The sequence below is a fragment of the Marinobacterium jannaschii DSM 6295 genome, from assembly GCF_000620085.1.
Classification (GTDB): domain Bacteria; phylum Pseudomonadota; class Gammaproteobacteria; order Pseudomonadales; family Balneatricaceae; genus Pontibacterium; species Pontibacterium jannaschii.
The window spans coordinates 218,797-242,357 of sequence record NZ_JHVJ01000003.1 but is presented as its reverse complement, the minus strand read 5'-3'; the positions used below and the strand labels follow the sequence as shown (position 1 = coordinate 242,357).

Genomic DNA, 23,561 nt, shown 5'->3' with positions numbered 1-23,561 from the left:
GTAATACCTGAAAGAGACCGTCAATACCCTGACGATGCAACGGATACCCGCCAAACAGCACCTGAACACACCTTCATTCGCTAAGGATCAACATGAAACACTACCTTCAGGGCGCCCTGCTTATTCTGCTGGCCGCCCTTGGCTTCAGCCTGCAACCGATATTCGCCCGAGAGGTCTATGCCGATGGCGCCAACGCCCTGGGCCTGGTGTGGCTGCGCTTTCTGATTCCCAGCCTGCTGCTACTGCTGTTGCTGCCCCGCCAAACCGGCCGCCTGCGGGCAGGCCCCGGCGTACTGGGAATATTTAACGGTTTTGCCTCACTCTGCTATTTCCTGGCCCTGCAACATATCAGTGTCAGCCTGACGGTGATGCTGCTCAGCCTTTACCCACTGTTTGTCTTTCTGCAGGGCTGGATACGCCGTAAAGAGCAGCTGTCCGCACTGAAGCTGCTGGCGCTGGGCGGCGCGCTGTTTGGCATCTATTGCACCCTGGATGGCAACTTCTCCGGCTCGGCGGCCGGCATGCTGTTCGGCCTTGGCGCCGCACTGTTCTACAGCGCTTATCTGGTGGGCGCGCCCCGCTTTATGCCGCCGGGCGATGCGCTGGGATCATCGGCCTGGACACTGATTGGCGGTGCCGCGGTGTTCTCCATCCCCGCTATCCTCGGCTATGCCGAACTGCCTCAATCCTATCAGGGCTGGAGCGCCTCCCTGGCACTGGGTATTGTCTCGACCTTTATTCCGTTTCTGTTGTTGATTAAGGGAATCGGTATTATCCGCAGGCAATTTGATGTGGCGATCTATTCCACAGTCGAGCCGATTGCTTCGGTATTCTGGGCCTGGTTACTGCTGCAGGAGACTCTGAGTGGCAATAACCTGCTGGGCGGCGTTCTGGTTATTGGCGCGGCGTTGTTAATGGTCTGGTCACAACTCAGGCAGGCATCACCGGCTACATCTGAGTAGCGCTGGAAGCCGTGCAGACATCATTACCAAAGCTCATCCAACAACGGCCGAAAAGTCGTTTGATGCAGATCAATGTTTTAACCAATATGTGTTCCCTGAAGAAGAATGGACGAATCCCCGCCGCTGCATAGCGGGGCTTTCCATTCCATTCAGTCATGCTGTACTGCTTTTAACGTCTATTTCTGACGCTGTTTTTTAGAAAGACAGAGGACGACAAAGACCACTTAAAAGCGATCAGATAATAATAAAAACGGAGAGCTTTAAATGCGCACTGATAGTGGGATATTTCGGGGTATAGACCCCACCGTCACCCTGATATCAAAAATACTAATTATCGGTTTTGTCATCACATGTGGCGTTTTAGCGGATAAAGCCGGGGCTTTATTCAGCGAAATATCAACCGATATCCTCCACCATTTTAAATGGTTCTATCTGGCAATGGCCTCAGGCATCCTGGTTTTCCTGATTTATCTGATGCTAAGCCGTTTTGGCAATATCAGACTGGGCAAAGACAACGAGAAACCTGAGTTCAGCCTCGGCTCCTGGCTGTCGATGCTGTTCAGCGCCGGCATGGGGATCGGCCTGCTGTTCTGGTCGGTGGCCGAGCCGATGTGGCACTATGCCGGTAACCCTTTTTCGGAGACCTCTCTGAGTGAAGAGTCCGCACAGACCGCGATGCGGGTCAGCTTCTTCCACTGGGGACTGCATCCCTGGGCACTGTACATCATGACCGCCCTGGGCCTGGCGTACTTCTCCTATCGCAAAGGCAAGCCTCTGACTATCCGCTCGGCACTGATCCCCCTGTTCGGTGAGCAACGCCTGAACGGCTGGCTCGGTCACTTCGTCGATATCCTGATTGTTGCCATTACCGCCTTTGGTATTGCCACCTCGTTCGGACTCGGTGTGGTGCAGATGAGCACCGGCATGGAAAAACTGTTCGGTATTGAGGTCAGCATCACTAACCAGATCATTATGATCACGGTAATCTCGCTGATTGCGATCATGTCGGTGATGTCCGGAGTCGGTCGTGGTATCCGCCTGCTCTCTGTCTGGAACATGGTGCTGTCGCTGGTGATACTGGCCGGCGTGCTGCTGTTTGGCCCGACCCGTTACATCCTGCATACCTATCTCGAAGGCACCGCAGACTACGCTCAGAATATCATCGGCCTGAGCCTGTGGAGCGATGCCCAGAAAGACTCTCAGTGGCAGAACTGGTGGACCGCCTTCTACTGGGCCTGGTGGCTGACCTGGGCGCCGTTTGTCGGCATGTTTATCGCCCGCGTCTCCCGGGGCCGCACCATTCGCGAACTGGTGGGTGGCGCTTTGCTGGCACCGACCCTGTTCGGCTTCTTCTGGATCGCCTCCTTTGGCGGTGCTGCGCTGAAGTATGAACACGATGACCGCGCCGCCCATCAGGCTCAGGTGGAAACCCAGCAACTGACGGATGATGCGGCGAAGTTTGAAGGCGGCGCTATCCTGACCGCCACTAAAGCGGATTCAACCCAGGCGATCTTTACCCTGTTCGACAAGATCGAGGAACATTCCGGCGCGAACGTCAGCACCGTGCTGAGCGCACTGGCAACGCTGTTACTGGTGACCTATTTCGTCACCTCGGCAGATTCCGGCACCCTGGTACTCTGCACCCTGAGCTCAAGAGGCAGCCTGGAACCGCCGCAAGCCAGTCGCGTCATCTGGGGCATCATGGTGGGCGCCATCGCCGCCGGCCTGCTCTGGGCCGGCGGACTTAAGACGGTACAGACCGCCACCATCTGTGCCGCCCTGCCCGCTGCAATGCTGGTGATTCTGATGGCCCTGTCGATACAGCGCGCCCTGCGCGATGAGCCGATCGCGCAACTGCACCGTGTCGCAGAGGAAGATGCGACCACTGCGGCGGTGTGATTAAATAAACTGATCAGCCGATTGAGCGACCGGATGTCGCTCAATCGGCCTGAGAGGAAATTCCAGAGAGCCCGTTACCGCCTGGTAGCGGGCTTTTCGTTCATATGCCTTGGGGTGAAGGCGATGCGAATCAAACCACTACCGCCGCTCAATAGCCTGGTGGCCTTTGAAGCGGCTGCACGTCATTTAAGTTTTACCCGCGCGGCGGATGAATTAAGCGTCACTCAAGGCGCCATCAGTCGCCAGATCCGTCATCTGGAAGACTATCTCGGCCGCAACCTGTTTATCCGTGACAAGCGCGCCCTCAGCCTGACAACCACCGGGGCGGAATATTACGACAGCGTTCAGCAGTCGCTGCTGCTGCTGGCCGGGGCTACCGGCGATATCCTGCAGTGGCAGGGCGACCAGCAGGTGACGGTCGTCACCACCAACGCCATGGCTTCTTTCTGGTTACTGCCCCGTTACGGTGAGTTTCAGGAACTGCACCCGGAGATCGACCTGCGTATTCTGGCGGTGGACTCACTGCGCGATGTCAGGCAGAGCGAATTCGATATCGCCCTGTTCTACTGCCGCACGCCGCCGCAGGACCTGCAGGTCACGCCGCTGTTCAGCGAAACGGTTTTTCCTGTCTGCAGTCCGGCCTATCTGGAGAAAAACCCCCAGCTCAGAGACCCGGAAAACCTGACCCAGGGCACCTTGCTGTCGCTGGAAGTCAATGAGGAGTGGGTCAGCTGGACCGACTGGTTTCGGGAGAGCGGCCTGCCAGCGCCACCGGACAGCACCCGTCGGCTGAATATCAACAACTATCCGCTGGTGATTCAGTCAGCTCTGAACGGGCAGGGACTGGCACTGGCCTGGGCCAACCTGGTCGATGACTATCTAAACAGCGGCCTGTTAGTACCGCCGGTCGATACCACACTGATCACCAAGTCCCAGTTCTATATGCTGGAACCCGACCAGCAACAGCGTCCGAAATCCGGCGTAGAGTGTTTCAGACGCTGGCTGATGTCTCTGGTGGCACAGGAAGGAGGCCTGAATACAGCGGCACCGGCCCAGGACGACTAAATTTCGATTTCCAAGGGATGTCGAACCAGGCATCCCTGCTACTGCTGACTAACTTCATTACCTCAACGGATTCCGGCACGCTGGAGCCCTGTTCCTTAAGCTCACGAGGCAGCTTGGAAGCAACGCAGATCAGCCGCATGAACTGGTGACTGGCCGTCGGCGCTATCGCAGCAGGCCAGTTGGTCGCCGGAGGTCTTAAGACAGTGCAGACCGCCTCAATCTGCGCCGGCCTGCCTTCAGCCATGATGGTCATCCTGATGGCTATCTCTATCTGGCGGGCGCTCAACGAAGAGCCAGTCGCCCAACTTCAGCCACAATAGGCTGAAGCAACAGCCAGCGCATAATCCCCTCAAAGAACCCAGCCAATCGGCTGGGTTCTTTATCTGTGCCGACCAACTTTAAAACGCCGATCTCATCTTCAGTGAGAAAATCAGCACCTAAAGCCGCAACAAAGCAGACCGGCAGTCGTTTAGTATTGAAAATCACACTTCGAAAAATCAAAAACTTCCATCGTTCTTATAAAGCGCGCTCGCAGCCCCCGCCAATTAAGCCCCATTCAAAAAACCGATCTTCGCGACCATTTTTCTGCGTTGGACGCAAAGTTTCTCCCACAGCGAATATAGAGCCAGAACAAAAATAAACCTGTGAGGTTCTTATGACGGCATTAACAGCAGAAAACACCATTGCAAGCTACGACCAGCAACTGGCGCGCCTGGCGCAGATCGTCGATCTGGACAGCTATCCGATCCACGATCTCGATCATCCAATAACCCGAGAACTAGTAGCACGCTGCCGGGAACAGTTAGACGATATCGGCTGCAGCGTCATCGCCGACTTTGTCCGCCCAGACGCGCAGGAACGGATGCGACAGGAAGCCCATCGCCTGATGCCATGCATCTTCCGCTCGGAGCAGAAGCACAATCCCTATATGACCAAGGAGGATTCAGAGCTGCCGCAACAGCACCCTAACCGCTTCCTGCAGCACCGTACCGCCGGATTTATCAATACCGATATCATCCCTGAAGACTCCGATATGCTGGCGATGTATGACAATGACATCATGACCCGCTTTATTGGTGAATGCCTCGGTATCTGGCCGATCTATACCTGGGCCGATCCCCTGGCACGCTGCCCATACGGCGTTCTCGAAGATGGTGACTACTTTCCATGGCACTTCGACGGTAATGAATTCACGGTCAGCGTTTCCGTGGAACAGCCTGCAGAGGGCGGCACCTTTGAATACGCCCCCAATATCCGTTCGGTGGAAGACGAAAATATCGAAGGGGTAAACCGGGTACTCAGTGGTGATAAAGAAGGGGTCTATGAACTGGAATGGAAGCCAGGCTACCTGCAGCTGTTCAAAGGCCGCTATGCCCTGCACCGGGTACAGGAAGTGAGAGGCCCGGGTGCCTGGATTACCGCCCTGCCAACCTATATGACTGATCCCGACACGGTAAACCGCCCGGAACACTCCAAACAGTTCTACGGCCGGGCACTGCCGATCCATTTTGTACGCGAAACCAACCGCCCTGATACCCTAACCGATTAAATAGCTATTTCATCGCTATAGTTCACCGCCTGAAATGAAGGCCAAACCATTTATCTCTCTGGCATAAGGTAAAAAAGAACCCGGCTTATCGGCCGGGTTCTTATTAACTCTTCGATCTAGATAGGTATTACTGCAAAGCCTAACCATCCAGGATGTAGTCCGCTTTCGGCACAAAGCGGACATTAGACGGGACCATACGGGCTCAGTATCGAGCCGAAACGAAATATCAGCAGGCCGCCACAGGGATAGTGAGACCTGAATGTTTCAATATGAAACCAGGTATAGACATCGAGTTAATTAAGGTTCTGAGGACTATCTCTCACTTCACTAACTAACCAACTGATACTGGTCGACACTGTGAGTCACTAGACCCAGGGATGCGAGTGATTCCAGCGCTTCCTGAACTTTGGGTAAGGTTGTTTTCGGGCTTTTATATAAAGCCGTGATGGCTTCGGCAGTGTAATGGCCTTTCTGGAGAGCGTCTTTAACACTGGCGATTTGCTCTGGCATGATTTTTGGCCAAGTGAGCTTTTTAGCTTTGGTTGCTTTGGGAGTAACCGTGACATTCGCCTCAAGTTGAACAGAGTCATAAGTAGAGGCCCCTTCTTTTCCGTAATCTGGATTCTGATAGTCAGGGCGTAACCAGCGGATCTTGCCTTGAGTCTCCTCTGCGGCACGCTTATGATTGAGTGCCACGAGCCGCTTCAGCAGCTCCTCTTCAGCTTCGGTCTGAGCCTCGGGTTTTTCCTGGTACGGTGTGGTCGCACCGGGTAAACCTACCAGCTTATCAGCTAGATCATTCCAGCCGTAGGAATCTAAAACGGCTCGGTCAAGGTCGTCATGAAGCTCACGAAGAATGCCAATTAGTCCGTCGTCGTAAATACTTTTCTCTTTGGAAGTCAGAGGTTCTTGCTTGCGCAATTTTTCTAACACGTTATACATGCCGGTCAAGGTCAGGTTGTCGTGTGCGGCTTGCTGACGTTTACGATGGGAGTCGATGTGCTCAGCTAGGGCACTGATGGTCTGCTGTTGCTTGATGCTGGTGTCGGGGAAAGGGTAGTTCTCAAAGCAAGGGCCGTTTTGCCAGCGAGCATCGTTCCCCACTCCCATTCGGCCACCCTGACTCAATGCCCAAAGGACGTGTATCCTGCTACTCAGTATCCCTAGGTAACTTGCGCTTTCGGATGCGACTACAGCTAGTGAGCCATCAGCAATAGTTCGCTGGGTGGAGGCGAAGGTGAAAAAACGGTGTTTGGAAACTTCACTGGTAATGATATAGCGATCAAGCCCTGATAATGCTGCTCGCATATCCCCGCGAGCACGACCAAATAGCCACCAGTATTCCCTGAAAAAGCGGTCGTTGTTGTTATCACGCATAGGCTTAACTTCAGTCAACACCTGTTGATAGGCTGGAGGGCAGGCAGCCGCAGCTTGTTCGCAAGTAAGTCCAAAGAAGTCAATGCAATAGCGTGCTTCCCTACCTTTGGTAAGATCAGCGCCGGCAATTAGTCGGGGCAGATAACGTTCCCAGAGCGGAGTGACTGAAATCCAACTATTACGCTGTGTTTCATCGAGAAGGAAACCATTCCCTACAAGTTTAACGCCCTGAAACACAACTGATGAATTACTGGACAGAGTAATAGCTTTCGAGAGTGCGGCGCCCACACGAAGGTTAGCGTGAATTTGTCCGGAATGTTGGGTAAAGCTAATATTCTTGGCGTCTTCCCCCGAGTCGTTTTCCTCTGCCACCAGCAATAGAGATCCGTTTTCGGCTTCTACAGCTGCGACGGTCATGGCAATACGAACGGCAGCCCCATCTCCCGCATCGATCCACGGATGGTCTGGGATAGCGAACGTGATGTGCAAATTGGATGACAGATGTGGCTCAATTACCTGTCGGTTTTTCAGTTGAGTGACACTATTGGTGGTGATAAAGCCGAAGCGCTTGCTTATTCCGGTACGGACTCTTTCTGCCGCGACATGCCACCAGTACATTACGAGATCACAGGCAGGCAACGAAGAGTATGTGTCGCGAAGAGCACCAACATATCCATCGCCTAAAGCTTGTCGCATACGCTTTTCCCCGATAAACGGTGGATTACCCACAATGAAATCAGCCTCAGGCCAGTCAGATTGCTTGGGGTTATGATACTGGTAAACCGGAATACGAGCGCTTTCATCTGGAATTAGCCCGCCTGTAACTGGGCTGAGTTTCATTGTTAGGCCATCCCAGATGGTCGCTGACTGGCCGTTTTCATCAAGCAGTTCACTGCGGCTATCATAGTCGATCAGGGCATCACGGTTTTCGATATTGTGAAAGTCACGTAATACCGGTTCCGGGGGATTGGTGTTGCCATAGGTGCGGAAGTGCCATTGCAGGTAACCGATCCACAGCACCATTTCGGCCACTTTGGCAGCACGTGGATTAATTTCAATACCAAGGAACTGGTGCGGGTCGACAGTGATACCTTCCATATCCAGCAAGCCTTGGCTTTCGCCCAGTTCGTGGAGTACGTTCAGTACGTCGCCTTCAAGGCGCTTCATGTGTTCCAGCGTGACATAGAGGAAGTTACCGCTGCCACAGGCGGGGTCCAGTACGCGGACATTGCACAGGCGTAGATGGAAGGCACGGATCTCTGCCACGGCGTTGCTATGCTTACCTTTGCTCTCCAGCGATACCGCTGCGGCTTGTACGTTTTCCCATTCTTCCCTAAGTGGTTCAATAATGGTTGGCATCACCAACCGTTCAACATAGCTGCGAGGGGTATAGTGAGCGCCGAGCTTGTGGCGTTCGCGGGGATCTAACGCCCGTTCCAGCAAGGTACCGAATATGGCTGGCTCCACAAATCGCCAGTCGCATTTGGCGGCTTCAATTAGCAGCAGGCGCTGATCGCGGTTCAGTTCAATGGCTTCGGCATCGGAAAACAGTCCACCGTTAAATTTCAGTACCTTGTCTTCCAGGATGGGCGAAAAACCGCCGGTATTCATGGTTTGCCACAAGCTCTCCAGCATGGGAGCAAACGCCTTGTGGTCTTCCAACCTGATGAGCAGTTCAGTGAAGCTACGATGTGGCAGCAAACCGACATCTTCAGCAAACATGGTGAACAGGCAGCGCATCAGGAAGCCGGAGGTCTGCTCCGGCGTGTGGTTGGCAGCTTCCAGAGATTTAGCCAACTCAGCCAACTTGTCGGCAATCTGGCGAGTAACCCGTGCGGATACCCGGCTTGGGTCTAGCTCCATCGGGTCGTTCCAGACAGCAATTAAGCGCTGCTGAACTTCCGGCTTGCGTAGGTCTTCCAGTTTGATTTTGTAGTTGTTCGAATCCGGATAGGCGGTGTAATTGCCTCCACTGCGGCTGAATTCGGAATACAGTTCTAGATGACGGCCAACATCGGTCACAATAATAAACGGCGGCCTGCCCTCAACCGCTGGCAATGCCCTTACATAGCCTTCAGCCTGGTTAAAGGCCTTGCGCATGGCCTTGTCCCAGCGTCCAGATTCTAGTGCCAGTCCCGATTGCTTGGCCTCACAGACAAAGCAGCTCCGCTTGTAGAGGTCGATAAAGCGTTTGGTGTTACCGCCGTCGACAAACTCTTCCGTTACACGACGCTCAAAAACATAGGCGTTGTCGCGCTGGTCATCTCGAGCAGGCTCCGGCTTGAGCAATCCCAACACTTCGCAAAGTTCGTTCAGGAACAGTTGGTAGTTGGCCCGCTCGGTACCACCGGCATCTTTCCAGCGACTAATAAAAGCTTCTAAGGTATCCGGGTCTACTTGAGGGTCTGGCAGGTTAGCGAGAAGTAAAGCTCTAAGATCCGTAGGCTCGGTAATACTGGCCATAGCGGCACATCCTTATGTCTATCAAAAACGGCTAGAATACCAACTGGACGATTTATGCGGTACCTAAATCAGCTTGAGGCGTTCGCATACAGTACTTTTACTTTTAGGTATCCGGACTGGAGTAACAATCTACTATTGGCAACAGTATCGTTAGTTCCCTAGGGAGATAACTCTAATAATGTCCGTTTAGGGTCGAAAGCAGGCACCTGCAATTCCATTACTAGAGGCGATACTATAACTCTCTGCGAGGCAGGCTACGGATCGTAAAACCTGGCCCATTTTTACCCAAAACACTATTCACTCCGGTTGGATCATCGGAATTTGATGGAACAAGCCTAAAGCCAATTACTTACTACAGCGGAAAGAAAATGAGCTTAGCTTTGCCTGCTAAGTTGGTGGCATTTCTCAGCCATTCAAAGTGCTGGTAACTCCTCAATCGGATACGCCTGCTCGGCCAGCCAGGGTGCCGCAACCGGCAGTTGCGGTACCAGTTGCTGACTGTAGATATCGCGGCAAATCCGGGCGATCTGCCGGGGCAGGTCGCCAAACTCCCCTTTCCTCGCCAGCAGGCAGATATAGCGGGCATGGCTGCCCGGCTCAACCGGCAGTATCCGCACCCCCTGCAACAGCATCGGGTTCTGCATCAGGCAGGTAGCCGGGGCAAACGCCCAGCCGTGACCGTTCTGCACAAAACGCAGCAAGGTCGTGGTGCTATCCAGTTCGTAACGAATCGGCAACTCAATACCGAGACGCCGGGCAATCAGCTGAGTCAGCCCGCCCAGCCGGAGCTGGCGGTTGTAGCTGATAAAAGGCAGGTTAGCCGCAAGCTGAATAACACTTTCGCCACATTGCGGCAGGTGTTTTTCCGCCACCAGTGCCACAAAAGGGTCACGCAGTATCGGCAGCATCTCCAGCTCCGGGTGGTCCTGCATCGGGTCGCTGGTCAGCAGCATATCGATATCCCGCTCCAGTAACGCTTCTTTCAATGGACCGACCAGACCGGTACGCAGGGTCAGCTGCTCGGCAAAGGGCATCAGCTGTTCCAGGATCTGCTGCCCCGCCGCATCGGCAAAGGAATCAATCAGGCCAAGCCGCAGCTTCGCCAGGCCCTGTTCGGAAGCCATGCCTACCGCCGCATGCATACGCTGATGATCCTCCAGCAGACTGCGGGCATAGCGGCGCATCACCCGACCACTGGCGGTCAGCTTGAGCGGCCGCGAGCGCCGCACCACCAGCTCGACATTCATCTGGGTTTCCAGCTGCTTCAGCGCCTGGGACACAGCCGACTGCGTGATACCCAGCTTTTCTGCGGCCTGGGTGAGGGTTTCTGAATCAGCCACCACGGTAAAAATACGCAGTGCACTGAGTTCGACAAACTTTTCCTGCTTCAGCATGGCTGGACCTTTTCCGGCATCTTAAAGGGGCGTGAGAGCCCATCGCCTTACTATTTCGCAGATAGAGGTGGGGATCAAGAGAGCGGCGTCGAATGACAGCCGGAAAACGCATAAAAAACAAGGGACTTCAGCGGATGCTCTGAAACCCCTCTGACGTTCAATACAGGGAACAAAGTGTCTCTGCCGGCGAGGATAAGGCCGGCAGAGTGATGCGGCTAAAACGATCGCAGGACAATCAGCTCCAGGGAAACGGGCTGTTAGATACCGGGTGCAGCTTACCTTCGGCGAAGCGCGACAGACGGAATGGCTCCAGCAGCGCAGGCTTGTCTCCGCAGATCTCTTCTGCCACCAGTTTACCCACGCCCAGCATTTTGTAGCCGTGGTTGGAATCGGCAATAAAGAAACAGTTCTTACGCACGGTATCGAACACCGGGAAGCTGTCCGGCGTAAAGCAACCGATACCGCCGGATGGCTCATCCTTGTATTTCACGATGGTGCCGGAGAAACGCTTCTGACAGTGCGCCAGCGCGGAAACCCACATATGGGCGAACTCGGCACCTACGATAAACTCCGGAGATTCAGGGCCATACGGATCAACCTTCACCTGGTCGGCAGGCTTATCGACGATAAACGGCGCAGCACCGCCCTGCACGCCACCGAAGTGGAAGTCAGGCTTGTAGTAGATACCCCACATCTCATCAGTGATCAGCGAGCCATCTTCATCTGAGTACAGTGGTGCATTGCTGTCGACATGAATAACCGGTGGCATCTTGCCGTCGTTGGTCACCTGCATCTTAGGATCGACCCCCAGGGTGCCTTCCTGCAGCGACCAGTACACCCACATCGGGATATCAGTGGCGATAGAGCCATCGTTCGGGTTCTTGATGTCGACGCTGTTCGGCATCTCCAGCATATCCCAGAAAGTCTTGGCCCAGGGACCGGCACCGATGACAACGTAGTCGGTTTCAATCTCGCCACGGTCAGTTTCTACCGCTGTGATAGCACCGTCAGTGGCGTGCTTGAAGCCGGTCACAGTCACACCGGACATGATACGTACACCCTCGGCTTCTGCTTTGCCCGCCAGGCCGTACATCGCCTTGGTGTTGTTGGCGTAGCCACCCGGCATCTCATGCAGTACCGATGTGATACCCTGCGCCTGCCAGTCATGGAAGATATCTTTCATATAGTTGGCGCAGTCTTTTTCGCCTTCGATAAAGCGGGACTCGTAACCGATCGCCTGCTGCTGCTCGTAGATAGACGCCACGTCGGCATGCATCGATTCAGGACTGATCTGCATGTAGCCCACCGGATGATAGCTGTAAGCTTCCGGATCGCTCTCCCATACTTTTACACTGTGCGCCATCAATTCGCGCATCGCCGGCTGGAAATAGTTATTGCGGATAACGCCGCAGGCAATACCGGTCGCGCCTGCGCTGATACCGGACTTATCGACCACAATAATATCTGCGCCGCTGCCCTTACCCTGTGCTTTCAGTTGCAGTGCCAGATGATAGGCGGTGCTCAGGCCGTGGATACCGGCGCCAACAATGACGTAAGGAGAGTGCTTGGGAAATGCCATGTTTTTATCCTTATGGAAACTCGGTTTATATGGGAGCAGACAGGCTCCGGCTGCGCGACGCATAATTGCCATGCAACGCGTTGGTGGCCCTATATTTGATAAATTCAGTCAGTCCGGCAAGGTAATAACCTGACTATTAGCGAGTCTTATAATGCGCAAAACAGACGCTTATACCTTGTCGCCTCAGCGGCATAAATCGCGCGGACACTCCCGGTGAAAGTTCAAATTTAAAATCCTCTCTAACCTGATACGATAAACAGCAAATAGAAGCAGTTGATGGTGTTAACCAACCCGCGGCTCAGTCTGACGGCTATCGGCTGGCTCATGCAGTCGTAAAGTCGCTGGCCAGATGCAGACGTCATCGTTCCCGGTGTCCCCGGTGCAGCTTAACAGGAGTAGCAGATGAAGCTTGTCCCAAGGATCATCCTCGCCGGGATACTGGTCGTCGCACTGGTAATGAGTGCAATGGGTTATTTTTTCCTGAGCGAAACCCGGCGCAGCCTGTCAGAAGCCCTTTCGAAACAGCTCAATGGCAACCTTGAGTTTGCCCTCTCCCGCATCGAGGACAAGCAGGCCCAGGTTAATCAGATTACACGGACCGTGGCCCAGAACCGGGCTATCAGAAAAGCCCTCCATCTGGATGACAATCAAGGAATTAATCGGGTCCTGAACGACCTTCCCGCTATCTATCCGTTTATTAACTACATACTGGTCGCCAGGCCCGACGGGCGGGTCTTCGCGGCCAGCACCTTGGATCACCGCAACACCAGGCTGTTCAGCGAACGCCTGATACAGCGGGATATTACGGATAACCCGATGCTGGATGCCGTCGATTCCCGCCAGGTGATCGCCGGATCGCCCGGCCAGGACCCTTACCTGACGGAGATTAACCTGCAGCGGGAACTGACCCAGTGGGTTATCAGCCCGGTGCTGAGTGAAGGCGAAAGCATCGGCTGGATTATCGTTTCGGCCGACTGGCAGGCGATCCAGCAGGAAACCCTGAAGATCGCGGTTGATCAGCTGGTCAGCAGCGGCAACCCGGTGCTGTCCGCCCTGATCAGCGACGAAGACGGCAAGATCATCGCCCGCTACCGCAACAGCCTGCCCGACCAGCTTACTACCGATGCCCGGGGGCATTTCCGTCCACAGGACGGCCTGCTATGGCGCAGCAAACCCATTCCGGTGGGACAAACGCAGGGGGCGATCAATATCATCTATGATCACCAGGAAGCCCTGAATCCGGAGTTGTCGATCACCCGCTATACCATCGCCGTGATGCTGACGATCGGGCTGTTGCTGATCGCGCTGCTCTACTGGCTGCTCAAGCGCGGCTTACTGCAACGGATTGAGAGGATCAGCCAGGGAGCCGAGCTGGTCGGCGGGGGCCAGCTGGAGCACCGTATCCCTGATCTGGGAGCGGACGAGATCGGTGCTCTGGGGCGTTCGTTCAACAAGATGGCAGAAAACCTGCAAAGAACCACCACCTCCATCGACCGCCTTGATGAAGAGATCACCCAGCGGGAGAAAGCCCTGGCGGACCTGGCCGCGCAGGAGTTTGCCCTCAGCCAGCACGCGATCCTGGCGGTCACCGATAGGCAGGGTACGATTACCTTCGCCAACGACAAATTCATCCGCACCTGTGGCTACAGCGCCGAAGAGCTGATTGGCCAGAACCACCGCATCCTCAACTCAGGTGTACATGACGACGCCTTCTTCCAGCAGATGTACCAGACCATCAACGCCGGCCAGGTATGGCACGGAGAGATCTGCAACCAGGCTAAATCCGGCAAACTTTACTGGCTTGACAGCACTATAGTGCCGATTCGTGATGCGGCAGGAGAGATCAGCCAGTTTATTGCCATCCGCACCAATATCACTAAGCGAAAACTGGCCGAACTGGCCGCCGCGGAGTCCAACACCCGGCTGGAGATGGTGCTGGAAAGCACTGATGTCGGCATCTGGGACTGGATGGTGCAGACCGGCGAAGTGAGTTTCAACGAACGCTGGGCAGAGATAATCGGCTACAGCCTGGAGGAGCTGCAGCCAACCAATATCGATACCTGGCTGAATAACGCCCATCCCGACGACCTGAAGCTGTCTGGCGAGCGCCTGGAAGCCCACTGGTGCGGCGACTCAGACCGCTATGTCTGTGAAGCCAGGATGCGCCATAAGGAGGGCCACTGGGTCTGGGTACTGGATACCGGTAAGGTCGTGGAGTGGCACGAGGACGGTAAACCAAAACGGATGATCGGCACCCATCTGGATATATCGGAGCAACACCGTATCGCGCGCTCGATCGAGCAGGCACGGGATGATGCCCAGAGCGCCAACCGGGCCAAAGGCGAGTTTCTGGCCAATATGAGCCATGAGATACGTACACCGATGAACGGCCTGATCGGCATCACCGGACTGCTGCTGGATACCAACCTGGATAGCGAGCAGCGAGGTCTGGCAACCACGGTTAAGAAGAGCGCCAATGCCCTGCTACGCATCCTCAACGATATCCTGGATTTCTCCAAGATCGAGGCCGGTAAGCTGGAACTGGAAAACAGGGATTTCAACCTGTGCAGGTTACTGGAGGAGATCACAACCGGCTATCAGCTCCGGGCCGCCGAAAAGAGCCTCAGTTTTAGCTACCACAACCGGGTATCGCACTGTTGCTATCAGGGTGATCCCGGCAGAATCCAGCAGATACTGCATAACCTGCTGGGAAATGCGCTTAAATTCACCGAGAAAGGCGAGTTCGGACTGGAGTGCGAAACCGTTTCCGAGACCCCCGACGCAACCCGCATCCGCTTCTGTATCAGCGACAGCGGCATCGGCCTGAGCCAGTCAGAGCAGGTACATCTTTTTGAGCGGTTCACCCAGGCGGACAGCTCAGCTACGCGCCGCTATGGCGGCACCGGACTGGGTCTGGCAATCACGCGCCAGCTGACCGAACTAATGGGCGGCGAAATTCAGTTTCAGAGCAGCAAAGGCATCGGCTCCACATTCTGTATCGAGCTGCCGCTGACACCGATCCCCGCAACCGCCGCAGAAGGTTCAGACCCGCGCCTGCCAACGGACAGCGCCATGCCATCCGATCAGTTCGTCAGATTCAACGCCCGCATACTGATCGTGGAAGACAATAAGGTGAACCAGATGGTCGCCCAGCGTTTACTGCAACGGCTGGGCGTCGTCGCCGGTCTGGCGGAGAACGGTGCCGAGGCGATCGACATACTCAGCCAGCAGCACTATGACCTGGTGCTGATGGACTGCCAGATGCCGGTAATGGATGGCTATGAAGCCACCGGCCGGATCCGCTCAGAAGGCTCGCCGGTGCTGAATCCGGCCGTACCGGTGATCGCCCTCACCGCCAATGCGATGCGCGGCGACCGCGAGCGCTGCCTGGACGCCGGCATGGATGACTATATCAGCAAGCCGGTGGACCCTGAAAAGCTGCAACGGGTTCTGCTGCGCTGGATCAGCAAGCATGCCCTGCCCCCCGAGTCTCCTGACAGCCCGCTCCCAGAAAACGGCACCACGCCGGATACGCCGGATCAGCGCCAGGCGCCGGACTCCACAGAGGTCAGCAATGACCTGCCGATCTACAACTTCACCGCCGTCTGCGACGGACTGACACATGATATGACACTGATCGGCAACCTGACGGCGATCTTTATCGACGATATGCAAAGTCAGCTGGAGCAGCTGCACGACCTCGTCACTCGTGAAGATTGCCCGGCCATTGCCATTCAGGCGCATAAGATAAAAGGCAGCGCTGCCACGATGCATGGCATGGCGCTCAGCGATGTTGCCCGCACGATTGAACAGCATGCCAAACAGCAGCGTCCACAGCAGATTGCAGGCTTAATGCCGGTACTGGAGCGGGCCTTTACACAGCTTCAGACCGCGATGAACGAAGCGCTGGAAACCGCAGAGGGCTAAGCCCCCTCTTTGCCGGCCGCAGCGCCGGGGCAGAAAACCAAAAGCCCGGAGGGACTGAACATCCCTCCGGGCTTTTAAGGTCGGACAAGCGAAGTTATCAGGCCAGCGCGTTGCTGCCGATCACCTCGCCACCGAACTCTGCCATCGCATCCAGCAGGCTTTCCCACAGGTACTCAGCAGAGGCGCTGTCGCTGAGGATGGAGAAGCACGGAATGCCCTTCACTTCATGGTTCACCACGATCACGTTGATACGCGCAGCAGAGGTCTGGGCGATCGCCCCTCTGGCGAAGCTGGCTTCACGCAGGTCGACACCACAGACCTTAGCCATAGTTTCCGGCAGCGCCGCGCCGGTCAGGGTAATCCAGTTATGGCTGTCCTGACAGTACAGGGCATAGCAATCGCTGTCCGGCAGCGGGCGCTGGTTGAGCGCGTCAATCGCGGCACCGTTATCCGCCAGTGAACCCAGTACCCAGAACTCTTTCATGCTCAGGCGCAGTACCAGCTCACCGTTGGCAGACTGCTCCGCCTGGTTCGGCTTAGCCGGTACCGGCAGGCCTGCCGCTTTCAGATGTTCGGCTGCACGGCTACCGCGGAAACCGGTGCGTGGCAGTACAGACAGGTCCAGCAGGCCGGATTTCTCCGCCTGGGCACGACCGTTTTTAAAGTCAGTCGCCAGCGCACCGCCAGCGACTTCAGCGAACTCAGCGCCCGCCAGCTGACGATAAACAAAGCTACGCTTGCTGAATGATTCAGGTGTCATCGTACTCATTGTCATAGCTTCCTCTATCAAAGCGCCTGACGCTTGTTGTCCGGATCGAAGAATGGCAGTTCAACCACTTCGGCATGCACGATCTCACCACCGTCGACACGGATCGGGAATCGCTCGCCCACTTCACTCTGGCCAATACCCACATAGGCCAGACCGATGATCGCGCCCACTGAAGGCGAGAACTCACAGGAGGTCACGTTACCGCTGATATCAGCACCGTTGAGAACCAGATGGCCCTCTTCCGGCTTACGCGTACCCTGTGGCAGCTTGAAGCCCACCAACTTACGGGTCTGCGGCTGCGCCATCACGATATCAACCGAACGACAGCCAACGAAGAACGGCTTCTTACGGCTAACCGCCCAGCCCAGATCCAGTTCACCCGGATGGCTCATGCCATCGGTATCCTGGCTGACGATGATATGACCCTTCTCAAGACGCAGCAGACGCTGGGTCTCAACGCCGAACGGACGGATATCAAACTCTTTGCCCGCTTCGATCAGGGCATCCCACAGGGCCTCACCGAAACGGGCCGGTACGTGGATCTCATAGCCCAGCTCACCGACGAAGCCAACTCGCAGCATACGTGCCGGAATACCCGCCACACTGCCTTCGCGGTACGCCAGGTATGGGAAGCCTTCAGGACTCAGATCGACATCTTTCGCCAGCTTCTCCAGCACCTTACGGGAATCCGGACCGGCCAGGTTTACCGCCGCGAACGCAGACGTCACGTTGGTGATATCTACATCCAGACGCCACTGCGCGTTCCACTTCATCATCTCGCGGTAAACGCGATCGACGCCGCTGGTGGTCGCCGTCACGTAGAAGTGGTCTTCGGTGATGCGGCAAGCCACACCATCATCGATCACAACGCCGTGTTCGTTAGTCAGCACCGCGTAGCGGGTTTTACCCACCGGCTGCTTGAGAAAGGCGAAGGTGTAGATGCGGTTCATGAATTCCGCTGCATCGGCACCACGCAGCTCAATGCCGCCCAGGGTGCTGACGTCAATCACGCCCACCTTGTTACGCACATGGCTGGATTCGGTCTGCATGCACTGATCACGCTGCTCCGGCTGACCGTAGAAAGCCGGACGCTGCCAGTTACCCGCCGGCATCATCTTAGCGCCCATCTCCTTGTGACGGTGATGCATCGCAGTACGACGGTACGGATCGAAGATACGACCTGCCACATGCGCCAGTTTCTCAGGCGAGAATGGCGGACGTGCGGTGGTGACACCGGTTTCAGTCACAGTGCGATCGGTAGCATCAGCCACCAGACGCGCGGTTGGCAGTGCCGAATGACGGCCCTGGGACGGTCCCATACCCACGGTAGAGAAACGTTTAACCAGCTGAACGTCGCGGTAACCCAGACGGGTCGCGTTGACGATATCCTTCGCCTGCAGGTCTTCATCGTAATCGACAAAGTCCTTGCCTTTCGGGTGGCTGAAGATCGGCCAGTCAAAGTTAACCTGACGCTTGCAGCTAACCGCCGGTGCCGTTGCGTCGCCCGCCATACCCAGCGCCTGCAGCGCCTCGACAGCAGCGCGCTCGCCATCGGCCAGTACCGCGTCCAGATCGTGGATACCGTTCACAGAACCGGCAATGCGCAGGATCTTCGGCAGGTTGCTCAGGGCAAATTCGGAAGCATTGTCGTCGTAACGCAGCTGACCACCCGCCTGACACAGCAGCTGGTAAACCGGCATATAGCCGGCAGACATGCAGACCAGGTCACAGTCGATAGTTTCACCGTGCTTAGCGACAGCACCGCGACCAACGATCTGGCGTACATCAACCGCACGCACATGTTTGTTGCCTTTGGTCGGGATCGCTTCATAAACGGTGTAACCGCTCATCACTTCGATGCCGCAGGCCAGCACCGCTGTCGCCAGGGACTTGTCCTGTGGCGCTTCGCGCATATCAACCACGGCAGCAACTTCAACGCCCTGCTGGTTCAGTTCCAGCGCCGTCAGGTAGCCATCGTCGTTGCCGGTCAGTACCACGGCACGGTTACCTGGCTTAACAGCGTAATGCTTCATCAGGCGGGTTGCCGCGCTGCTCATCATCACGCCTGGCAGGTCGTTGTTACGGAAAACAACATGCTGCTCGAAAGAGCCGGAAGCCACGATGCACTCTTTGGCGCGCACCTTGTACATCCGCTTGCCCTGGATGACCGGCAGGTAGTTATCGGCGAACCAACCATTACAGGCAGCACCGACCAGTACTTCGATATTATCCTGAGCTTCAACCTTGGCCAGCAGCTCAGTTTTCAGGCTATCCGCCTTTTTGCCTTCAGCATCAAAGCGGTTGTAAGTCAGTGAGCCGCCCAGCACAGGCTGTTCTTCAACCAGCAGTACGGAGGCACCGGCATCAGCGGCTTTCAGCGCTGCACTCAGGCCCGCAGGACCGGAACCGACAACCACCACATCGTGGAACAGGTAAGCCTTGTCGTAGTACTCAGGCTTGAAATCCAGATCCAGCACGCCCAGGCCCGCCATCTTACGGATGGTCGGTTCCCAGAACTTCCAGGTGTCCTTGTTCTTCATGAATGGCGCTTTGAAGAACGAACGGTAGTAGAAACCCACCGGCATAAAGCGGGAGAAGTGCCCCAGCAGTGCGTCACGGTCGTTGTCGAGAGAGCCGTTATAGTTCTGGCCGAATACCTTCAGGCCATCGGCTGCCAGTTCGCGATCCGCCAGGACGTTTGGCTCCTTATCCAGCTGGATCAGGGTGTTGGCATCCTGACCCGCCATCGTCAGCGGTCCACGCGGACGGTGGTATTTAAAGGAGCGGGACATCACCCAGCGGCCGTTACCCGCCAGGGCACTGGCGATCGAGTCACCGGCAAAGCCTTTGAACTCTTTGCCTTCAAAGCTGAAGCTGACCTGACTCTCGCGGTCGATCAGCAGGCCCATCGGGGCATCAAGACGATTGCTCATGCTGTCGCCTCCTTCGGCGCTGCAGCGTCTTCTTTAGAGAATTCAACGCGCTGGTTAAAGATCTCAGAAGGGTCGTAGGTTTTCAGGATTTCATCAGTCACGGTATGGCGCTCGGCGATAAACCAGTAACCGGAAGGCGCGTGCAACCACCATTCGGTGATCACGCCAGCCTGATTGTCGGAATAGAATACGTAGTCAGCCCACTCACGGTCGCTGCAGGTTGCCGGGTTAGGCATCTCGCGAACTTCGCCACCGTGCACGAACTCACTGATATTGCGGGGTCCGTTAAGCGGACAGTGCATAATTTTCATTGTGCTGTTCCTCGCCTGATAGCTGGATTAGTGGCTGGCCGCCGTAGCGCCCATCTCGTTAACCTGACGGAAGACATCGAATCGATCCATCGCGAACGGCGCGATCAGATCCGGCACCTTGCCACCGCTGGCAACCAGCTCGGCCATGGTCTTGCCGCAGATCGGCGTCGACTTGAAGCCCCAGGTTCCCCAACCTGCATCCAGGTAGTAGTTCTCTACCGGGCTCAGTCCCATAATCGGGCTGTAGTCAGAGGTCATATCCGTGATACCGGCCCACTGACGCATCAGGCGCAGGTTCGCCATAAACGGGAACATCTCGATCGCATGCGCCAGCAGGCTCTCTTTCAGCTCCAGGGTAGAACGGGTGTTGTACAGCGGGTATGGATCAGAACCACCACCGAAGACGATCTCACCACGGCTGGTCTGCTGTACATAGCAGTGCAGTGCTGAGGAGCTGACCAGTGGGTCCAGGAACGGCTTCACCGGCTGGGTGACCATCGCCTGCAACGGGTAAGTGGTGATCGGCATACGGAAACCGGCCTTAGCCGCCATCAGTGAGCTGTGACCGGCGACCGCCTGAATCGCGCAACCACACTTGATGGTGCCACGGTTGGTCTTAACACCGGTTACTTTGCCATTCTCGACAATAACATCCGTCACTTCAGTCAGCTGGTGCAGCTCGACGCCACGCTGGGTCGCGCCCTTGGCGTAACCCCAGGCAACCGCATCGTGACGGGCGGTAGCGCCATCCAGATGCCACAGGCCTGCCAGAACCGGCATATGGGCCGGGTTCATGTTCAGCGTTGGAACCAGTTCCTGAATCTCTTTAGGACCGATCAGCTCGGTACGGCCACCGAAGTGCTTGTTCACTTCAGTACGCTGGCGGAAGGAACGCACCGCAGCATCGGTATGCGCCAGGGTCAGCTGGCCACGTTCGGTGTACATGATGTTGAAATCGAACTCGTGGGAGAGTTCTTTAAACATCCTCACCGATTCGCTGTAGAACTTAACACCTTCAGACGTCAGGTAGTTGGAGCGGATAACGGCTGTGTTACGCGCCGTATTACCACCGCCCAGATAGCCTTTTTCCAATACTGCCACGTTAGTAATGCCGTGGTATTTCGCCAGGTAGTAAGCCGTTGCAACACCGTGGCCACCGGCACCGATAATGACGACGTCGTAGCTGGATTTCAGCTCGGAGGGTACCGGCAGGTCGGCATCCTTCTCGAACGGATAGTCGTTATTCAGGCCGTATTTTAAGAGTGAGAAAGGCATGTGCCCTCCGGAATTCAGGATTGCCCGACTGCAGCAGCCGGGTGAGTCTCAGACAACTGCGCGCGCGCTGCTGTCACTGTATTTTTCATCAGGCAGGCGATGGTCATCGGACCGACACCGCCCGGCACCGGGGTGATAGCACCGGCAACGGGCTCGACATCAGCGAAGTCCACATCACCGACCAGCTTGCGCTTGCCGTCGCGTTCGATGGCATTGATACCCACGTCAATCACGGTGGCACCCGGCTTAACCCAGTCGGCCTTAACCATCTCCGGACGACCTACGGCCGCCACCAGAATGTCAGCTTCACGGCAAACCGCTTCAATATCTTTGGTACGGGAGTGTGCAATAGTCACCGTGCAGCTGGCCTGCAGCAGCAGGGCTGCCATCGGCTTTCCAACAATGTTAGAGCGCCCGATCACCACGGCATTTTTGCCGCTCAGATCTTCATGCACCTGCTGCAGCATAATCATGCAACCCAGCGGCGTGCAGGGAATCAGTCCCGGCTGAGCGGCGGCCAGTGCGCCGACGTTGAGGGGATGGAAGCCATCTACATCTTTGGCCGGATCGATTGCAGAGATAATCTCCGCCTCATCCAGATGATCCGGCAGTGGCAGCTGAACCAGGATGCCATGGACATCCGGGTCATTGTTGAGGCTCTCAACCAGCTCATTCAACGTTGTTTGTGAAATATCTGCAGACAGGCGATGTTCAATGGAGCGGATGCCCGCCTCACCGGCCTGACGTACCTTATTGCGCACATAGACATGGCTGGCAGGATCTTCACCTACCAGTACCACGGCGAGGCCAGGCGTTGTGCCCAGCTCTGCTTTCAGTGCTTCGACGTCAGCAGCGACCTGTTTCAGCACCTGTGCCGACAGCTGTTTACCGTCGATGATTCGGGCCATGTCAGTCACCTTATTTGAAGATCACAGTCTTGTTGCCGTCGAGGAAGACGCGCTGTTCGATATGCAGCTTCACGGCACGGGCCAGCGCTACGGTTTCAGTATCACGGCCGACAGCAACCAGAGCGTCTGCACCGTAAGTGTGATCTACCGGCTGTACTGACTGTTCGATGATCGGGCCTTCATCCAGGTCGGCAGTGACATAGTGCGCGGTGGCACCGATCAGTTTCACACCGCGCTCGTGGGCCTGGTGGTACGGCTTGGCACCTTTAAAGCCCGGCAGGAAGGAGTGGTGGATATTGATCGCACGGCCACTCAGTTCAGCGCAGAGGTTGTCGGAGAGAATCTGCATGTAACGGGCCAGAACAACCAGCTCGGTACCGGTCTCTTCAACGATCTCCATCAGCGCAACTTCCTGCTCACGCTTGTTCTCTTTGTTCACCGGCAGGTAAACAAAGCGGATGCCTTCGCGCTCAGCCATCGGACGCAGGTCCAGGTGGTTGGAAACAATTGCAGTCACTTCCATATTCAACTCGCCCTTGCGCAGGCGATACAGCAGATCGTCCAGGCAGTGGTCAAACTTGCTCACCATGATCAGCACTTTGGTCGGCGTGTTGACGGCGTGCAGATCCCATTCCATCTCGAACTGCCCCGCTACCGCTTCAAACTCACCCTGAATATCGCTCAGCTGGCACTCACCGGCTTCAACATGGCACACCGCACGCATAAAGAAGCGGCCGGTATCCTGATCGTCAAACTGAGACAACTCACTGATGTAGCAGCCCCGCTCAGAAAGAAAGGTGGTGACGGCCGCAACGATACCGCTGCTTGCTTTACAGGTGGCTTTAAGAACGAACTGCTGTGGCTTGGAAGTCTCGGTGGTCATGATAAAACCTATGTATCTCCGGTGGCGTTATTCGACCTGCTGGTTGCAGGATTCTCTTTTATTCATATATGAACAATTAAACCCACATATGAATAAACTGCGCGGCAGTTTAGTAACCGCCTTTTACAGAGCCAAACATATGAAATATTTTTTCATATAGCAACGCAAAATTGATTTTACGGACAAAAAACCCCAGACTATTCCATATATTAAAATTTCATTTATATTTGAATAAAGAACACTTATCACATCCGGGCATCGCGCCCC

Annotated in this window: 16 protein-coding genes; 6 read left to right on the top strand and 10 right to left on the bottom strand. The window is 55.8% G+C overall.

All coding sequences use genetic code 11. The annotated features are described in order from the left end of the window. Positions 1-92 precede the first annotated feature (92 nt). The 4 genes from Q354_RS0101060 (at position 93) to Q354_RS28965 (ending at position 4,246) form a co-directional block, all read left to right on the top strand. On the top strand, positions 93-962 hold the full coding sequence (locus Q354_RS0101060; RefSeq protein ID WP_027855989.1) for a DMT family transporter: 870 nt from the start codon (positions 93-95) through the stop codon (positions 960-962). A gap of 264 nt (positions 963-1,226) precedes the next feature. Further along, positions 1,227-2,861, top strand: a complete 1,635-nt coding sequence (locus Q354_RS0101055) for a BCCT family transporter (RefSeq protein WP_027855988.1) — start codon at positions 1,227-1,229, stop codon at positions 2,859-2,861. Positions 2,862-2,984: 123 nt separating this feature from the next. Continuing rightward, the gene (gcvA, locus tag Q354_RS0101050) at positions 2,985-3,926 is read left to right on the top strand and encodes a transcriptional regulator GcvA (protein WP_027855987.1); all 942 of its coding nucleotides are present in this window, start codon (positions 2,985-2,987) and stop codon (positions 3,924-3,926) included. Positions 3,927-4,129: 203 nt separating this feature from the next. Beyond that, the gene (locus Q354_RS28965) at positions 4,130-4,246 is read left to right on the top strand and encodes a hypothetical protein (protein WP_407637238.1); all 117 of its coding nucleotides are present in this window, start codon (positions 4,130-4,132) and stop codon (positions 4,244-4,246) included. On the opposite strand, the gene Q354_RS0101045 is transcribed toward Q354_RS28965, so the two are convergent. Beyond that, positions 4,209-4,427: a hypothetical protein gene (locus Q354_RS0101045; RefSeq protein WP_156948116.1), complete on the bottom strand. Its 219-nt coding sequence runs from the start codon at positions 4,425-4,427 to the stop codon at positions 4,209-4,211. The genes Q354_RS28965 and Q354_RS0101045 overlap by 38 nt on opposite strands. 154 nt (positions 4,428-4,581) lie before the next feature. Here Q354_RS0101045 and Q354_RS0101040 point away from each other — a divergent pair, with 154 nt between their 5' ends. Next, entirely contained in the window at positions 4,582-5,475 is an 894-nt protein-coding gene (locus Q354_RS0101040; RefSeq protein ID WP_051559788.1) for a HalD/BesD family halogenase, read from the top strand. Positions 5,476-5,802: 327 nt separating this feature from the next. Here Q354_RS0101040 and Q354_RS0101035 read toward each other — a convergent pair whose 3' ends face one another. The 3 genes from Q354_RS0101035 to Q354_RS0101025 all read right to left on the bottom strand — a co-directional run bounded on the left by Q354_RS0101035 (position 5,803) and on the right by Q354_RS0101025 (position 12,288). After that, positions 5,803-9,315 carry a class I SAM-dependent DNA methyltransferase gene (locus Q354_RS0101035; RefSeq protein ID WP_211252177.1) on the bottom strand — a complete coding sequence of 1,171 codons (3,513 nt, stop codon included), beginning with the start codon at positions 9,313-9,315 and terminating at the stop codon, positions 5,803-5,805. 413 nt (positions 9,316-9,728) lie between these two features. Beyond that, positions 9,729-10,709 carry a LysR family transcriptional regulator gene (locus Q354_RS24165; RefSeq protein WP_051559787.1) on the bottom strand — a complete coding sequence of 327 codons (981 nt, stop codon included), beginning with the start codon at positions 10,707-10,709 and terminating at the stop codon, positions 9,729-9,731. Between the two features lie 235 nt (positions 10,710-10,944). Next, a complete protein-coding gene (locus Q354_RS0101025; RefSeq protein WP_027855983.1) occupies positions 10,945-12,288 on the bottom strand; it encodes an NAD(P)/FAD-dependent oxidoreductase in 1,344 nt (447 codons plus the stop codon). A 402-nt stretch (positions 12,289-12,690) separates the two neighbouring features. On the opposite strand from Q354_RS0101025, the gene Q354_RS0101020 reads away from it, so the two are divergent. Further along, positions 12,691-16,215: a PAS domain-containing protein gene (locus Q354_RS0101020; RefSeq protein ID WP_027855982.1), complete on the top strand. Its 3,525-nt coding sequence runs from the start codon at positions 12,691-12,693 to the stop codon at positions 16,213-16,215. Between the two features lie 97 nt (positions 16,216-16,312). Here the strand turns inward: Q354_RS0101020 and Q354_RS0101015 are convergent, their stop codons facing one another. The 6 genes from Q354_RS0101015 to purU are packed head-to-tail and all read right to left on the bottom strand — an operon-like array spanning position 16,313 to position 23,294. Continuing rightward, positions 16,313-16,984 (bottom strand): aminomethyltransferase family protein, encoded by a 672-nt coding sequence (locus tag Q354_RS0101015; RefSeq protein WP_027855981.1) that lies wholly within the window; start codon positions 16,982-16,984, stop codon positions 16,313-16,315. Between the two features lie 17 nt (positions 16,985-17,001). Then, positions 17,002-19,917 (bottom strand): 2Fe-2S iron-sulfur cluster-binding protein, encoded by a 2,916-nt coding sequence (locus tag Q354_RS0101010; protein WP_036228152.1) that lies wholly within the window; start codon positions 19,915-19,917, stop codon positions 17,002-17,004. Then, entirely contained in the window at positions 19,914-20,228 is a 315-nt protein-coding gene (locus Q354_RS0101005; protein ID WP_027855979.1) for a sarcosine oxidase subunit delta, read from the bottom strand. The genes Q354_RS0101010 and Q354_RS0101005 overlap by 4 nt, the downstream gene beginning before the upstream one ends. 27 nt (positions 20,229-20,255) lie before the next feature. Beyond that, the gene (locus tag Q354_RS0101000) at positions 20,256-21,503 is read right to left on the bottom strand and encodes an FAD-dependent oxidoreductase (RefSeq protein WP_027855978.1); all 1,248 of its coding nucleotides are present in this window, start codon (positions 21,501-21,503) and stop codon (positions 20,256-20,258) included. A gap of 14 nt (positions 21,504-21,517) precedes the next feature. After that, entirely contained in the window at positions 21,518-22,411 is an 894-nt protein-coding gene (gene folD, locus Q354_RS0100995; RefSeq protein ID WP_027855977.1) for a bifunctional methylenetetrahydrofolate dehydrogenase/methenyltetrahydrofolate cyclohydrolase FolD, read from the bottom strand. A gap of 10 nt (positions 22,412-22,421) precedes the next feature. Next, positions 22,422-23,294, bottom strand: a complete 873-nt coding sequence (gene purU, locus Q354_RS0100990; RefSeq protein ID WP_027855976.1) for a formyltetrahydrofolate deformylase — start codon at positions 23,292-23,294, stop codon at positions 22,422-22,424. Positions 23,295-23,561 lie beyond the last annotated feature (267 nt).